The organism is Streptomyces sp. NPDC029139 (genome assembly GCF_055564335.1).
In genome coordinates this window covers 347,268-362,215 of record NZ_JBVHWN010000005.1, presented here as the reverse complement: position 1 = coordinate 362,215, position 14,948 = coordinate 347,268, and the positions used below count along the sequence as shown (strand labels likewise).

Sequence of the window (14,948 nt, the reverse complement as noted above, 5' to 3'; positions counted from 1 at the left end):
TCACGCTAGCGGGCGGTGATGGAGGGCCGCCAGCCGTTTACCAAAAAAGATTCCGCAAGCTTGCAGGCCGCTTGCGGGCGCACTTCCACCCTCTCGATCCGGGCGGAACAAGGGCACAATTCTCCCCCGGTCGCCCGACCCTCCGGATTTCGGATTGCACGAGCGAGATGGCTTTTCCAACGTCGCTGAAGGTATCGGCATATCGGCCAGCGTGCAACCCGAACTTCCGTTCATACGAGCCGAGTTGAGGACATCGCCTCGCTCGGAGGAGGCGGAGCGGGAGGATTCGGACTATCTGATGCAAGTTGGGCAGTCATGCAGAGTCGGTGAGGCGATGCCTTCCGGTTAACTGTTGGTTGACGCCGTCGCGTTCGTCAAATTAGCCTCTCCGGTACGACCCGAGGAAGAGCAGGTGGCGCGTGGAGACAGGTGAGGAGTTCGGGCCGTGGTTGGCCCGTCAGCTCAAGCTCGCGAGGAAGACGCAGGCCGAACTGGCCGAGGAGCTCGGGCTGACGAGGGCCGCCGTCTCGGCGTGGATCACCGGGAGGTCGACTCCGCGCCCGACCGTCATGCAGGACATCGCCAGAGCGCTCGGTACGGACCTGGGCACGGTGCACACCCGCACCACCGACACCCAAGCCGGCCTGCCGGTCACCTGGTATCACCGTCCCGGGTACCCCGACGGTGGCCGCGACCTGGGCAATGCCGCGGCCTTCGCCTTCGACGCCGACGTGCAGGTCCTCGCGCGCGAGACCTGTCAGAACAGCCTCGACGAGCGCCTGACGGAGAACGGTCGCCCGGTCCGCGTGCGTTACACCCTGCACGAGCTGACCGGCGAACACCTGGACGCCTTCCGCGAGGCGATCCTCTGGAACGATCTCTTCCCGCACTACTCCGCCGTCTCCGAGGTCGCGGGCAGCCAGAAGGTCGGGCGGGTCGTGGACGCCGGTGTGCGCGACATGTACGAGAAGGGTCGCCTGGTCCTGTTGCGGGTCGACGACTACAACGCCTCCGGGCTCACAGGCGACGACTACGCGGACGGCAAGTTCGCCGCGGTCGTGAGGCGTCAACTGGAGAGCCTCAAGTCAGGCCCTGCCGCAGGCGGTTCCTACGGCTTGGGCAAGGCGACGCTGTGGGCCTCCAGTGCTCTCGGCCTCGTGCTCATCAACTCCACACTGTCCGTACCTCATGAGGGGCGTACCGAGCGGCGCGTGATCGGCCGTCTCGAACTTCCCTGGCGTCAGGTCGACGGCGAACCGTACGCCGGTCCCGCCTGGTTCGGGCGCCCCGACCCGGATTCGCCCGGCGCCATGGTCGCCCGATCCTGGTGGGCGGACGAGGAGACCGTGGCCCGTCTGTACCTCACCCGCGAGAGCGACGAACCCGGTACCTCCTTCCTCATCGTCGGTGCGCACGACGTGGCCGGCCTCGAAGGGGGCTCATCGGAAGTCGACGAGGAGAGCCCGGAGGAGGAGGGCGGTCAGGACACGCGCGACATCCGCAAGATGCACCGCCGTCTCGTCGAGGCGCTGGGCCGCGACTTCTGGGCAGCGATGACCGGCGGGGGCAACAGACTTCCCCTCCTGGAGGCCTCCGTCCGTTCCCTGCGCAACGGCGATGTGGTCGTGCCGGAGGAACAGGTGGACCCGTCGGCCGAGCAGCCCTCCCGGACCCGCGCCCTGCGGGCCCACTACGAGGGCACCACGGTGGGTCGACTCACCGAGGCCGGGCAGGTGGCGGCACGGAGCATTCCGCTGAAGCTGCCGCTGTCCGGAGGCGCCTCCGGGACGCTCGGGACCCATCAGGCGGTCCTGTTGGTCACCGAAGCCGCCAGTGACGCGGACACCCCGAAGAACCAGGTGCATTCGCTGCGGGGCAACCGCATGACCGTCAAGAGGGCCGGGGTACCGAACCTGCCGCTCGGGACGAATCCGTTCCAAGCCGTTCTGCTGGCGGGCGAGGCAGCCGGGGAATCGGCTCCCTTCGCGCAGGAGGCCGAGGAGTTCCTGCGCGCGGCGGAACCCCCCGAGCACGACCGCTGGGGGCAGACAGAGGAGCTGACCCTGCGCTGGTCGCCCTCGGCGTATCGGCGCATCAACAAGCTGACCACCGAGGTCAACAGCGCGGTCAGGGAACTCGTCGCCCGGCCCAAGCGCAGCGGCGGCGAAGGCGGCGAGGCCTTGCGCAAGGCGTTGACCGTCAAGAGTCGGCCCAAGGCCAAGGCGCCCTCGGGCCCGGTGGTCCCGGTGCTGAACGGGCTCGAGGCGATCATCGGCGACGAGGGTGAGTGGCGGATCACCGCGGAAGTGTGCATCCCGCGCGGCGACGAGATCGTCCCGATGGCGCCGGTCGCCCAACTGGACGTGCGCTCCGGCGCCCGCCCGAAGCTGGACTGGGCAGAACTCGTGGCCGTCGAAGGCTGTGAGGTGGAGGACGGGACTCTGCGCTTCGCACCCGGCGTGCGTCGCGCGAAGTTCCGAGGATCCACCGATGTCACCAGCCACCCGGTCAGGACCACGCTCACGCGCCTGGTCCTCGAACTGCGTGCGGACAAGGGCGTGTGACGCGTGAAGATCTACCCGTACAAGCGGCTCAACCGCCCGATCACCCTCAGGGTGACGTCGGTTTCCCTCAAGCTCTCCGACGGCACCCGCGACCAGCTGGAGACCAGTGCGTACTCGACGCAGCAGCAGGCCGTCGCACTCGGAGTCGCGGGTCACTCCGACTGGGTGAGCGCCACGATCGGTCTCTCCGCGACGCTGCCGCCAGGGGCGAACGCACCTGACGCGCCCTGGTCCGATCTGAGCGTTCTCGCCGTGCTGACGGACGGCGAGACCAACGTCCGCACCTCGACGGACCTCACGCGCGACGCGGAGGACAGCCGCGACTGGTCAGGCTCCTTGGAGGTGCTCCGGGACGACCACCTCGGGCGGGCCTCCCTCGCCGTGTACGCCGTCGGGACGGTGGACGGAGTGTGGGGACGGTCGATCGCCGAGACCGACCGGAACTGGATCGTCGACACCGTCTCCGACGAGCCGGTCAGCGGGCTCCGACTGGAGATCCAGAAAGCCTCGTTCGGCAAGAGTTCGAGGGAGTGGCTGCACGCCTACGCCGACGTGCCATGGATCGTGGACACCTCGGCCCGGGTCCCCACGGTGTTCGTGAACACCGATGTCGAAGGGGTCCTGGGACTGTTGGACAGCAGCGGCTCGGGAGTGGACAGCAAGGTGCGCGACCTGCTGGTCGCCCAGATGGCCACCGACGTCTGGACGGCGGTGTTCCATGGCGCCATCGGCGACCTGGAGGTGGAACCGGGCGGCGGCCCGGTCTTCCCGACCGACTGGCAGGGCGATGTGCTGCGGGAGATGCTCCCGGATGTGATTCCCGGTGTTCATGTCGAGGAGGCCCTGCGCCAGGTGCATCGCCGGCGCACCGGCGAATCGGGTTGGGTGGAGCTGCAGACCCGCGTCCACTACGCGGCGGCTCGTCGTGCCGATGCAGGCAGGGCGCTTGCCTACGCCATCCGCAGTCTGGAACAGATGAACCGGGAGAGCGCGACGTGATCACGCATCCGAACCACGTACCGGAGCGCTTGGCGTTCCTCGCCACCTCGGCCGCCGATCCGTTTCTCACCGAGGACCTGCTCAAGGGCGAACAGGTGCATGGCGGCATCGAACTCGCCAAGGTGGTCGAGCCGCTCCCCGAGGACGACGTCAGGTGGACGGTCGAGCCGATCCGGAGCCTGGTGGAAGACGCCATGTTCGAGTTCCGTGAGGATCGCACCCGAGCCGACGCGTGGCTCGCGCCTCGGCTGCATGCCACGCTGCGCCTGACGCGGCGGGAAGCGGCGGACAAGCGTCTGTGGAATCACATCGCCCTGGCGGTGGCACCGGACTACGTCGTGTGGCGTCACCTGCCGGAGGCGACGGCGAACAGGCCGGTGAGGCGGGTCGCCCCGGACCGCTTCTCGGGCCCGGCCGACCGTCAGTGCTTCTCCCGTCTGTGGTGGGCGGCTGAACTCTTCCGGAACGGGCCTGATTATGAGCCCGTCGAGGTCGCCTGCGGGAACCAGGACCTCATCCACACCGTTCTGCGGAGGGACGTGATCGACCACCGTCCCACCGCCCAAGCCCTGGTTCGTCTCCTGAAGAACGGGCGGGTCACCACCGGTCGAGAGATCAACGGCCTGAGCCTGGCGATCAGCACGGCGGGAGCGACCCTGGTCTACGACGTGCTCGCGCCGGACGAGCCGAGGGATCCCGCCCCTTTGAGAGGGTGGATCGCGGAGGCGGAGACCGCACCTCCGGTCGCGCGACAGGTACTCCCCCAGGGGCCCGACGAGGATCCCGTCCCCGAGGAGTCCGTGGCGGCGCTCACCAGCTACTTCATGGAGCTGTTCGAGTCCGCGCCGGTCAGGGGCAGGAAGACCGAGGACTGACTCCGCGACCGGGAGCTACTGGGCCGACACCCGCTTGTTCTTGCGCGGGCCCGAGGTCGAGCGGGGCGGCGACTGGTCCTCCGGGGACGGGCAGCGGGCGGTGCAGTCGTCCGCAGCTCCGCAGCCGTGGCTCCGCAGCTTGGCCCGCTGCTCCTCCGTGGCCCGCTGCCACGGCTTCCTCAGCGCCTCCGGGTCCGGCGCGGGAAGACCGAGCGCTGCGCTCAGGAGATGCGCACCGAACAGGGGCGGGACGGCGTTGCCCACCTGCTGGGCCTGCGCCGTACCGGACCACGGATAGTCGGGCGGGAAGCTCTGCAGCATCCCCGCTTCGTTCATGCTGAAGCGAGGACCCTCGTAGACGATGTCCTCGTCGAGGTGCTCGAAGACCACGAAGCGGGAGATACGGCCGGTGACAGTGGCGGCGGGCTGTTGGTCGGTCCGTACTCCGCGGCGCCCTGGGATTCCCGAGCTGCCGTAGTTGGAGCGGACCAGAAAGGGAGTCCTGCGCCCCGGATGCGTGCCCACCGGCTCGGCGAGGGTCTTGCCCATCGATGTCCAGTGCTTCGGGGCGTCGTCCTTCCTCCGGCGCTCCTCGGGCTGCGGGGTGCTCTCCTCGTCGAGGGTCGGCTGATGGACGTCGGAGGAAGCCCGGTGGCTCCTGCGATTCCATTCCTTCGCCTCGTAGGCGAGGTGGGTCGGCGAGGGCAGCGAGGGCTCACCCAAGCCCTCACGACGAGCGATCAGCACGGCGCGGGATCGCGTCTGCGGCACTCCATAGGTCTCGGTGTCGAGGACGTCCACGACGACCTTGTACGTGGTGCCGTCGGGGAGGCCGGTCTTCTCCAGAACCAAGGCGTAGTGGTGCCAGAGCGCCTCGACCGCGGGGACCTGCTCCAGGACGATGACGTCGTACGGACGGTAGTCCCGGCTCGGGCTCCGGGTCGCTCGAATCGCGTACCGGAGGGGCTCGAGGACCATCGCCGTGCGGGGATCGCTCAGGTCCTTCAGGTCCTTGTCGATCTCCTCGTCGGAGTCGCCCGCCATCAGGCGTTCGATGTACTTTTCGACCTCTTTCAAGGCCTTGCGGCCGGCACCTTTGCCGGCCACCGAGTACGTCTGGCACGGGGGGCCGCCGGCGAGCACGTTGATCTCCGGGGGCAGGGACTCGAAGGCATCCCGGCGGACGGCGCTCACATCGGCGTGGAGAGTGTCCAGCCCGGCAGCGTAGCGCGTCAGACAGGCGCTCCGGTCCCACTCGATGCCGAGACTCGGGATGTCGAGTGACTGCCCGGCGACATCCAGCCCTCCGGGCCCCGCGAAGAGATCCAGGACAAAGGGCTTGTCGAGGACGGACTGGTGTGGCGCCGCGCTGGTCATGTGGCGGAAGTCTAGCCGGCGAAGGGGGTTGCCGGTTCCCCGTCCGACGCTTCGACGAAGGCCCGCCCCAGAGCCTCTGCGACGGGCGGGGTCGCGGCCTGTCGGATCCGGCGGTAGCGAGCGATCCCGATCCCGGCAATCGACCACGATTCGGGCAAAACCCGCGACAGCGCTGCCTGTTCGGCCGTGATTTTCACCATATTGTCCCTACCGAGCCTCGGATCCACGAAGGCCGGGTCGCTCAGGGCTTCCTCTCCCGCCCTCGTCGGCCCTTCCGTCGTTCGACCGCGGCCTCGACGCGCAGAGCGACTTCCTCGGGTGCTTCGTGCTCCCAGAAGCGAAGGACCTCCCACCCGGCGGACACGAGATGCTCGGTCGTCTCCGCATCGCGGGCCATGTTGCGGTCCAGCTTCTGCCGCCACCACTCCGCGTTCGACTTCGGCTGTGTGGCGTGTTCCGGGCAACCGTGCCAGAAGCACCCGTCGATCAGGACGGCGACCTTGACCGAGGTGAAGGCCACGTCGATCCGGCGCCGTGCCATGCCCGGCACCGGGTGCTCCACGCGGTAGCGCAGACCCGCCGCGTGCAGCAGGCGACGGACCGCCAGCTCGGCGGCCGTGTCCTTGCTGGCTTGCCTGCTCATGCGCGCCGAGACGGCAGGAGACAAGGGCTTCATCGTGCTCAAGGCGGCTGTGCCTCACGATCGTGGCTCGGTCCGTTCGCCACAATTCCATCACGGGCGAGTCCGACGCGAGCAGGATGTGGGGGTGAGGTCGCCGTCCCTCAGGAGGGCGCGCCCCCGTGGCACTCCCCGTACGTCCTTCCCGAGCCGCACCAGCACGCCGCACCCCGGGCCGGGGGCCAGGCCGCCGCGCGGCCGCGGGCGGCGAGGGTCGTGGCGTACTGGGGGAGGAGGTCCGCGTTCGCCGGGGAGGAGGACTCCGAGGCGGCGAAGGCCTCGTAGGAGGGGACCGTGGCCGGGACGATGCCGAGGTTCGGGGTGCCCGCCGCGGCGAGTTCGCGGAGGGATGCCTCGATGTCCGTGAGGTGGGCGCGGTAAGTGGGGTACTCGGATTCGAGCTCCGGGTAGGAGGCCAGAAGCTCGTCCAGTTCCCGCTCCGGCCAGTGGAGGACCGCCACCGGGAAGGGGCGGGAGAGGGCCGTGCGGTAGGAGCCCAGTTCGCTGCGGAGGCGCGTGATCTCCGCCTGGAGTTCCGCCGGGTCCGAGGAGCCCAGCGACCACAGGCGCTTCGGGTCATGGAGCTCGTCCAGGGGGACGTCCGCCGTGTGGAGGGTGTCCGCCAGGGTGTCCCAGTCGTCGTGGGGGAGGGCGAGCATCCGGCGGATGCGGTGCCGGGTGACCAGGAGCGACTGGGTGGCGTGCGGGAGGTCCGCCGACGCGGCCGTCGGCGCCAGCAACGCCGCCGCCTCCGTGGCGACCGTCTCCGACAGTTCCAGTTCGTCGTGGGCCTCGAGCGTCTCCGCGATGATCTCCCACGGGGACGCCTCCGCCGGGCGTTCCGCACGGACGCCCTCGATGATCGCCCGCGCCTCCGCCTCGTGGCCGTACTCCCACAGGTTCGCCGCCTTGAGGGAGCGGATCAGATGGGGCTTCGACGGGGACGAGGACAGCAGCGTGTCGTACAAGGTCGTCGCCCGTGCGCGCGCGCCCGCCAGTTCCAGATGGGCTGCTGCCTGGAGGAACAGCGGCTCCTGGTCCTCCGGGTACCTCTCGGCGGTCCGCAGCAGGCGCTCGGCTTCGGTGACGTGGGCGGCAGGCGTGTCGGGGCGCATGTCGACACCGTACTGCTGTACGGCCCTGGAGAGTTGGCGCGTCAGCCCTTATCGTGCCCCGCGTGCGGGACAGGGTGCCGGTCGTCGTCCAGACAGGCGGGGTGCGGAGCACGCCCGCCCGCGTGCTGTGGGTGGGCGCCGAGGCCGTCGTCACCTGCGGGGTTGTTCTCCTGCTGCTCGTCGTGCACCAGCTGTGGTGGACCAATCAGCAGGCCCGCGCGCAGGCCGGCCGGCAGGTGCAGGCCCTGGAGCGGGAGTGGGAGGGATCACCCGCCGTCCTTCCCTCAAAGACGCCCTCGGAGACGCCCTCGGGTGCGCCCGCGGAGCTGCCCTCGGAGTCGCCCTCCGTAGCGCCCTCGGCACGCGAGATGCCCGCCGCCGGCGCCGCGCCGTCCGCCGGAGCCCCCGCCTACGCCATCCTCCGCATCCCCCGCATCGGCCTCACCGCCCCCGTCGCCCGCGGCATCGGCAAGCGGTCCGTGCTCGACCGCGGGTACGTCGGGCAGTACCCGGGCACCGCCGCGCCCGGCCGTCCCGGCAACGTCGCCCTCGCCGGGCACCGCAACACCCACGGCGAGCCCTTCCGCTACATCAACCGGCTCCGCAAGGGCGACCGGATCGAGATACAGACCCGTGAACGCCGGTACGCGTACGTCGTCGATCAGGTCCTGAACCAGACCGCCCCCCGCGACACCGGCGTCATCCAGCCCGTCCCCCGCTCGCTCGTCAAGCCCTCCTACGGGTACTCCACCCCCGGCTCCTACCTCACCCTGACGACCTGTACGCCCGAGTTCAGTTCCGCGTACCGGCTCGTCGTGTGGGCGACCCTCGTCCGCTGAGCCGGGGCCTGCCCCGGCCCGGGCCGATCGTGTATAACGGCTGAGAGGTGTCGAAACCGAGCGACCGGGGAGGGAGTGCCGTGATCAGGAACCTGCTGCTGCGCGTGCTCGCCCCGCTCTTCTTCCTGCTCGCTCTCGCCGACCTCCTCCTCTCCGACGGTTCGAGCCTTTCCGCCGCCGTCGCTCTCGCCGCGACCACCGTGGTCTGCGCCCTGATCGGTGCCCCCGCGGCCCCGCCCGTGGCTCCGACCCGGGTACGCACGGCCCTGCGGGACCGTGCGCGGCGCACCGCCTTCCTGCCGCAGCGCGATCCGGACGCCTCCGGCCGCCGCAGGCCCCGGGCACCTGGCCGTCCCCTCCCGACGGCCGCGTAGGCGCAGGAGACTTCCTCTCGCCCCTCTACGCGGTTCCGTCATGCCGACACGTACATCTCCCGGCACGACGAGACCCTTCGGAGGGCTCCCATGTCCGTTTTCGCCTCTCTGGTCGAGCAGCTCGCCGACCTGCTCCAGCCGCTCTTCGCCACCACCGCGACCGCCGCCGCGATCGTGCTGTTCACCCTGCTCGTCCGGCTCGCGATCCACCCCCTCTCGCGGGCCGCGGCCCGCGGGCAGAAGGCCCGCACGCGGATCGCGCCGCAACTCGCCGAGCTGCGCGCCCGGCACGCCAAGGACCCCGAGCGCCTCAAGAAGGCGGTCACGGAGCTGCACGCGAAGGAGAAGGTCTCGCCCTTCGCCGGCTGTCTGCCGAGCCTCCTGCAGGCTCCGGCGTTCCTGCTCATGTACCACCTGTTCGCCGGCGATCGCATGGCCGGTCACTCCCTCTTCGCCGCCCCGCTCGGCGACCACTGGGCCGACGCCCTCGCCCACGGCGGCGCGTTCGGCCCGGCCGGCCAGGTCTATCTCGCGCTCTTCGCGATCGTCGCCGCCGTGGCCACGTTCCACTTCCGCCGTACGAAGCGGCAGCTCGCCGCGCAGCCCCTGGACACCGGACTTCCGCCGACGCCGGGCGCCGACACGATCAACAAGGTGATGCCGCTGCTCTCCTTCGCCACGCTCGTCACGGTCGCCGTCGTCCCGCTCGCCGCCGCGCTCTACGTCGTCACCAGCACCACGTGGACCGTCGTCGAGCGGGCCGTCCTCTTCCGGGACCAGCTGCCCCCCGAGCAGCCGCCGACGAAGGCCCTTGCTACTCAGGCGTAAGGGTCCAGTCCGTGAACGGGGTCTTGCCGAGTGGTCGGATCTCTTGGAGGATCGACCAACCCTCCGATCCATCCGATGGCCGCACTCCATCGGCCGGGGCTCACCAGGGCCCGACCCCGGGCCCACCTCGACCACAGGGAGAAGACCATGAAGCTGCTGCGAGTCGGGCCGGCGGGCGCCGAGCGCCCCGCCCTGCTCGACCAGGACGGGACGCTGCGCGACCTGTCGGCCGTGGTCGACGACGTCGACGGCAGCCTGCTGGCCGACGCGTCGGCGCTCGACCGGATCCAGGCTGCCCTCGGGGCCGGTGTGTTGCCCGCGCTCGACGCGACCGGGCTGCGCGTCGGGCCGCCGGTCGGCCGGATCGGCAAGGTCGTGTGCATCGGGCTGAACTACCACGGCCACGCGGCCGAGGTCGGCGCCGCGATACCGGAGGAGCCGGTCGTCTTCCTGAAATCCGCCGACACGGTCGTGGGCCCCGACGACACCGTGCTCGTTCCGCGCCGCAGCACCAAGACGGACTGGGAGGTCGAGCTGGCGATCGTCATCGGCCGCACCGCCCGCTACCTGGAGAGCGACGTCGAGGCCCTCGCGCACGTCGCCGGGTACGCCGTCGCTCACGACGTCTCGGAGCGCGAGTTCCAGATCGAGCGCGGCGGCACCTGGGACAAGGGCAAGAACTGCGAGACGTTCAACCCGCTCGGCCCGTGGCTGGTCACCGCCGACGAGGTGCCGGACCCGCAGGCGCTGTCGCTCAAGCTCTGGGTCAACGGCGAGCTGAAGCAGGACGGGCACACCTCGGACCAGATCTTCCCGGTGGCGGAGGTCGTCCGGTACGTCAGCCAGTTCATGACCCTGTACCCCGGGGACATCATCAACACCGGTACGCCGGCGGGCGTCGCGATGGGGCAGCCGGAGCCGAAGCCGTACCTGCGGGCCGGCGATGTGGTGGAGCTGGAGATCGAGGGGCTGGGCCGCCAGCGCCAGGAGCTGAAGGGCGCCTAGCCCGGACCTCACCTGGCCCGGACGTCTCCCTGGCCCGGACGCCCGGCCTGGCCGGGACGGCTGGCCCGGGCGTCAGGAAGGGTCAGCCGGACAGGTCGCCGAGCAGGCGGGCCAGTGCCTCGACCACCATCGCGTGGTCCTCGGCCTGGGGCAGCCCCGACACGGTGACCGAGCCGATCACCCCCGCGCCCTCGACCGCGATCGGGAACGAACCGCCGTGGGCGGCGTACCGGTCGGGGTCGAGGCGCGAGGACTGCTCGAACGTCGTGCCCTTGGCACGGAACCGGGCCCCGACGAGGAACGAGCTCTCGCCGTACCGCTCGACCACTCGCCGCTTGCGGTCGATCCAGGCGTCGTTGTCCGCGCTCGATCCCGGAAGCGCGCAGTGGAAGAGCTGCTGCGCGCCCCGCCGGATGTCGATCGCGACGGGCGCCCGGCGCTCGCGCGCCAGGCCGACGAGGATGCCGCCGAGCGTCCAGGCGTCGTCGTACGTGAAGCGGGGGAGGGTCAGGCGGACTTCCTGCGCCGTGAGTTCGGCGATCTCCGGAGTGGGGGTGCTCACAGCGTCACCGTGATTCCCTCGCGGGCGGACCGCCTCGCCGCCTCCAGGACGTCGAGCGCGGCGGCGGCCTCGTGCGCGGTGACCGGGTTCTCGCCGGTGCCCCGGAGGGCGGCCGCGACGGCCGCGTAGTACGCCGGGTAGTCGCCCGGCAGCGTCTCGACCGGGGTGCCGCCGCCGGTCACCGGGGACTCCCCGGCGCCGAGGGTGCCCCACATCGACTCGGGCTCCCTGCCCCACGGCGCTCCGGGCGCCGGCACCGAGCCCTCGCGCAGAGCGGCCTCCTGCGGGTCGAGACCGTACTTCACAAATCCCGCGCTCGAACCGAGCACCCTGAAGCGTGGGCCGAGTTGAGCGGTGGTGGCGCTCACGTACAGATGGGAGCGGACCCCGCTCGCGTGCGTGATCGCGAGGAAGGTGTCGTCATCGGCCTCCGCGCCCGGGCGGCGGACGTCCGACTCCGCGTACACGCGCACGGCCGGGCCGAACAGGACGAGGGCCTGGTCGACGACATGGCTGCCGAGGTCGAACAGCAGCCCGCCGATCTCCTCCGGCGCGCCGGACTCGCGCCAGCCGCCCTTGAGCTGCGGACGCCAGCGCTCGAACCGCGACTCGAAGCGCTGTACGTCTCCGAGCGCGCCCTCCGAGAGGAGCGCGCGGAGGGTGAGGAAGTCGTTGTCCCAGCGGCGGTTCTGGAAGACCGAGAGCAGCAGGCCCCGCTCCTCGGCGAGCGCGGCGAGCGCGCGCGCCTCGGCGGCGGTGCCGGCGACGGGCTTGTCCACGACGACCGGGAGCCCCGCCTCGAGGGCGGCGGTGGCGAGCGGGACGTGCGTCTTGTTGGGGGAGGCGACGACGATCAGATCGAGCTCGTCGGCCCGCGCCCACAGCTCTTCGGGGGAGGCCGCCACCCGCACTCCCGGGTGAGCGGCGCGCGCCTGAGCCTGGCGCTCCGGGTTGCCGGTGGTGACCGTGTCGAGGGCGAGGCCCTCGGTGGCGGTGATCAGCGGCGCGTGGAAGACGGAGCCCGCGAGGCCGTAGCCGACGAGTCCGACGCGGAGGGGGGCGGGGTCGGTGCCAGTCATGGATCCCACTTAAACAACGCTGTTGCCAAAGTGCAAGCGAAGGAGACAATGGCCTTGTGAACAGGAGTGTCGGTAGGGCCACAGGCGGCGGCGGAGCCCGCATCGGGACGGGCGTGGCCCGGGTCGGGGCGGGCGCCAACCTGCCGGCACTGCGCAGCCACAACGCCGCGCTGGTGCTCGATCTGCTGCGCACGGCGGGGGAGGCCGGGATCAGCCGTCTGGAGCTGGCCGAACGGACCGGGCTCACCCCGCAGGCGGTCAGCAAGATCACGGCGCGGCTGCGGGCGGAGGGCCTGGCGCGGGAGGCCGGTCACCGTGCCTCGACCGGCGGGAAGCCCCGTACTGTCCTGCGGCTGGTCCCTTCGGCGGCGTACGGGGTCGGGGTCCATCTGGACCGCGACGAGCTGACGGCCGTCCTGGTGGACCTCGCGGGGGTACGGGTGGCCCTGCGCCGCGCCCCGCTGGATCTGGGCGCGGGCGTGGACGCGGTGTTCGAGGTGGTGGAAGGGGAGGTCGGGGCGCTGCGGGAGCTCGCCGCGGGCGGGGCGCCGGTGACCGGGGCCGCCGCGGCCTCCGAGACGGCGTCCGCGCCCTCGCGGGCCGCCGTGCCGGAGGGCCCCGCCCCCTCGGACGCCCTCGCGTCGGAAGCCCCGGTCCCGGCGCCGGAAGCCCCGGTCCCGGCGCCGGAAGCCCCGGTCCCGGCGTCGGAAGCCCCGGTCCCGGCCCCCGCCCTGCTCGGCGTCGGGGTCGCCATGCCCGGGCCTCTCGATCACCTCACCGGTACACCCGGGCGGGTCACCGGCTACCCCGCCTGGGAAGGGGTCCCGCTGCGGGACGAGCTCGCGCGGCGGCTCGGGCTGCCGGTGGCGCTCGACAAGGACACCAACGCCGCCGCCCTCGGGCTCGCCCTCCGGGCTCCGCTCGCCGACTCGTTCGCGTACCTCCACCTCGGTACGGGACTCGGCGCCGGCCTCGTCCTGAACGGCGCCCTCCACCGGGGGGCCAGAACCGGCGCCGGAGAGTTCGGGCACCAGACCGTCCAGCTCGACGGGCCGCCCTGCGAGTGCGGCGGGCGCGGCTGCCTGGAGGTGCTCTGTCTGGCGGCCGTCGCCCGCGGCGACCTTCCCGAGGCGGCCCGGATCCTCGGCGCCGGTGCCGCGAACCTCGTCCGGCTCCTCGACATCGACCGGGTCGTTCTCGGCGGCCGGGCCGTCACCGCGGCGCCCGAGGTCTTCGCGCACGGCGTCGGCGCGGTGCTCGCCGGCGCGCGTACGGGGACGCCCGTCTCGGGCACCCCCACGCCGTACGCCGTGGCCGAGGGGGCGGCTCAGCTGATCCTCGCTCCGGTCTTCGGGAAAGAAGGGGATCGGGTGATCGGATGATCGGTCAATGAGCTGATCGGGCGGAACGCGCGGCCCGTCCAGGGGCATGCGCCGCGTCGCTCCCGGGCTCCGCCGCGTCCGCGTGGCAGCGTCGCGGCCGTCCCGTACGCCCGCGAGCAGCAAAGGCACCTGCCCATGCGACTGCGCAATGCCCTCGCCCTCGGTGTGACCGCGGCGACGACCGGAACCGCCGTCCTCGCGCTCGCCGTCGCCCCTTCGTCGGCGGACCCCCGCACCGGCTCCGACGTGAACTCCGACCTGCCTCTCGGCCCCGGCACCGGCGTGAACTCCGGCCCGACCCTGGGCCCCGGCCCGACCCTCGGCTCCGATTCCGGCCCCGGCTCGACCCTCGGCAGTCGCCCCGGCTTCGGCCCCGGCTTCGGTCTCAGCTCAGGCCCGACCCTCGGCCCCAGGTCGAGCCCGGGTCGCGAATCCCCTGTCGGCTCCCGTGTCGACCCCGGAGCCGGACGCCCGGACAAGCCGCCCACCTGCGGCAAGGCGACCGACCCCGACTTCCCCCTCGACACCCGGGTCCACGGCGGCACGAACACCTACGTCCCCGGCGGTGACTTCCGCACCTTCGAGGTCGACCTCACGAACACCACCGCCGAGCCGTGCCACGGCGTCCACCCCGTCCTGGTCCTCGCCGACCGCGAGCGCGCCCTCCAACCGGACCAGATCCAGCTCGACTTCTACGACTCCGAGGCGGAGCGCTGGCGGCCGGTCACGTTCGAGGAGACGGACGAGGCCGAGAACATCGGGGTGTTCACCGGATTTCCCGGCTTCACCGTCCCCGCGGGCCGCACGGTCACGGTCAGCGTCCGCCTCGCCTTCCGTGCTGACACCACCCCCGACGAGGTCACCGCCAACGCGGCGATCGTGCAGCGCCGGGGCGACGACGGCGACTGGGTCGGCGAGTCCGGCGAGTACCGCCTGACGATCGCGCCGGAGGGTACGGAGACCGGCGAGGACGCCGAGGAACAGCCGGGGGACACCGAGGACGTCCAGGACGCCGACGGCGGGACGGACGGGGGGACGCCCCCGGCCCCGCTCCCACCGAAGGACGAAGGGGGTGACCCTCCGTCGGCACCCGGCCGCCCCGAACTCGCCCTGACGGGCCCGGGACACACCGCCGTCCTCGCCCCCGCCTCCGGTGCGCTGTTGCTCGCGGGCGCGGGCACCGCCCTGGTCGTCCTCGCCCGCCGCCGGCGTCGGATGGCCTGACGACGGTCGGCACCCCGACGGCCCAGACCGGCCCCCGACCGCCCCG

At 71.7% G+C, this 14,948-nt stretch carries 14 protein-coding genes; 9 read left to right on the top strand and 5 right to left on the bottom strand.

From position 1 onward, the window contains the following. Positions 1 to 419: 419 nt before the first annotated feature. The 3 genes from ACZ4VW_RS15570 to ACZ4VW_RS15560 are packed head-to-tail and all read left to right on the top strand — an operon-like array spanning position 420 to position 4,438. The gene (locus tag ACZ4VW_RS15570; RefSeq protein ID WP_467962421.1) at positions 420 to 2,564 is read left to right on the top strand and encodes a helix-turn-helix transcriptional regulator; all 2,145 of its coding nucleotides are present in this window, start codon (positions 420 to 422) and stop codon (positions 2,562 to 2,564) included. Positions 2,565 to 2,567: 3 nt separating this feature from the next. Then, positions 2,568 to 3,563, top strand: coding sequence for a hypothetical protein (locus ACZ4VW_RS15565; RefSeq protein ID WP_467962419.1), 996 nt, complete (start codon positions 2,568 to 2,570; stop codon positions 3,561 to 3,563). After that, positions 3,560 to 4,438 (top strand): DUF6339 family protein, encoded by an 879-nt coding sequence (locus tag ACZ4VW_RS15560; protein ID WP_467962417.1) that lies wholly within the window; start codon positions 3,560 to 3,562, stop codon positions 4,436 to 4,438. The genes ACZ4VW_RS15565 and ACZ4VW_RS15560 overlap by 4 nt, the downstream gene beginning before the upstream one ends. Positions 4,439 to 4,453: 15 nt before the next feature. Here ACZ4VW_RS15560 and ACZ4VW_RS15555 read toward each other — a convergent pair whose 3' ends face one another. From ACZ4VW_RS15555 to ACZ4VW_RS15545, 3 genes are all read right to left on the bottom strand, one after another. Further along, positions 4,454 to 5,815: a DNA cytosine methyltransferase gene (locus ACZ4VW_RS15555; RefSeq protein ID WP_467962415.1), complete on the bottom strand. Its 1,362-nt coding sequence runs from the start codon at positions 5,813 to 5,815 to the stop codon at positions 4,454 to 4,456. A 241-nt stretch (positions 5,816 to 6,056) separates the two neighbouring features. Further along, positions 6,057 to 6,458: a very short patch repair endonuclease gene (locus ACZ4VW_RS15550; protein WP_467962414.1), complete on the bottom strand. Its 402-nt coding sequence runs from the start codon at positions 6,456 to 6,458 to the stop codon at positions 6,057 to 6,059. A 140-nt stretch (positions 6,459 to 6,598) separates the two neighbouring features. Beyond that, positions 6,599 to 7,609: an SEC-C metal-binding domain-containing protein gene (locus tag ACZ4VW_RS15545; RefSeq protein WP_467962412.1), complete on the bottom strand. Its 1,011-nt coding sequence runs from the start codon at positions 7,607 to 7,609 to the stop codon at positions 6,599 to 6,601. 62 nt (positions 7,610 to 7,671) lie between these two features. On the opposite strand from ACZ4VW_RS15545, the gene ACZ4VW_RS15540 reads away from it, so the two are divergent. The 4 genes from ACZ4VW_RS15540 to ACZ4VW_RS15525 all read left to right on the top strand — a co-directional run bounded on the left by ACZ4VW_RS15540 (position 7,672) and on the right by ACZ4VW_RS15525 (position 10,655). Next, positions 7,672 to 8,448, top strand: coding sequence for a class E sortase (locus tag ACZ4VW_RS15540; RefSeq protein WP_467962410.1), 777 nt, complete (start codon positions 7,672 to 7,674; stop codon positions 8,446 to 8,448). 80 nt (positions 8,449 to 8,528) lie between these two features. After that, positions 8,529 to 8,822 (top strand): DUF6412 domain-containing protein, encoded by a 294-nt coding sequence (locus ACZ4VW_RS15535; RefSeq protein ID WP_389170812.1) that lies wholly within the window; start codon positions 8,529 to 8,531, stop codon positions 8,820 to 8,822. Positions 8,823 to 8,912: 90 nt separating this feature from the next. After that, a complete protein-coding gene (locus tag ACZ4VW_RS15530; RefSeq protein WP_467962408.1) occupies positions 8,913 to 9,650 on the top strand; it encodes a YidC/Oxa1 family membrane protein insertase in 738 nt (245 codons plus the stop codon). A 147-nt stretch (positions 9,651 to 9,797) separates the two neighbouring features. Further along, a complete protein-coding gene (locus ACZ4VW_RS15525; protein ID WP_467962406.1) occupies positions 9,798 to 10,655 on the top strand; it encodes a fumarylacetoacetate hydrolase family protein in 858 nt (285 codons plus the stop codon). Between the two features lie 82 nt (positions 10,656 to 10,737). On the opposite strand, the gene ACZ4VW_RS15520 is transcribed toward ACZ4VW_RS15525, so the two are convergent. Beyond that, positions 10,738 to 11,217 carry a heme-degrading domain-containing protein gene (locus tag ACZ4VW_RS15520; protein ID WP_467962404.1) on the bottom strand — a complete coding sequence of 160 codons (480 nt, stop codon included), beginning with the start codon at positions 11,215 to 11,217 and terminating at the stop codon, positions 10,738 to 10,740. Then, a complete protein-coding gene (locus ACZ4VW_RS15515; protein ID WP_467962402.1) occupies positions 11,214 to 12,296 on the bottom strand; it encodes a Gfo/Idh/MocA family oxidoreductase in 1,083 nt (360 codons plus the stop codon). The genes ACZ4VW_RS15520 and ACZ4VW_RS15515 overlap by 4 nt, the downstream gene beginning before the upstream one ends. Positions 12,297 to 12,352: 56 nt before the next feature. Between ACZ4VW_RS15515 and ACZ4VW_RS15510 the strand changes: the two genes are divergently transcribed. Next, complete coding sequence (locus tag ACZ4VW_RS15510) at positions 12,353 to 13,678, top strand: ROK family transcriptional regulator (RefSeq protein ID WP_467962400.1); 1,326 nt, start codon at positions 12,353 to 12,355, stop codon at positions 13,676 to 13,678. A gap of 135 nt (positions 13,679 to 13,813) precedes the next feature. Next, positions 13,814 to 14,902: a hypothetical protein gene (locus tag ACZ4VW_RS15505; RefSeq protein WP_467962398.1), complete on the top strand. Its 1,089-nt coding sequence runs from the start codon at positions 13,814 to 13,816 to the stop codon at positions 14,900 to 14,902. Positions 14,903 to 14,948: the final 46 nt, after the last annotated feature.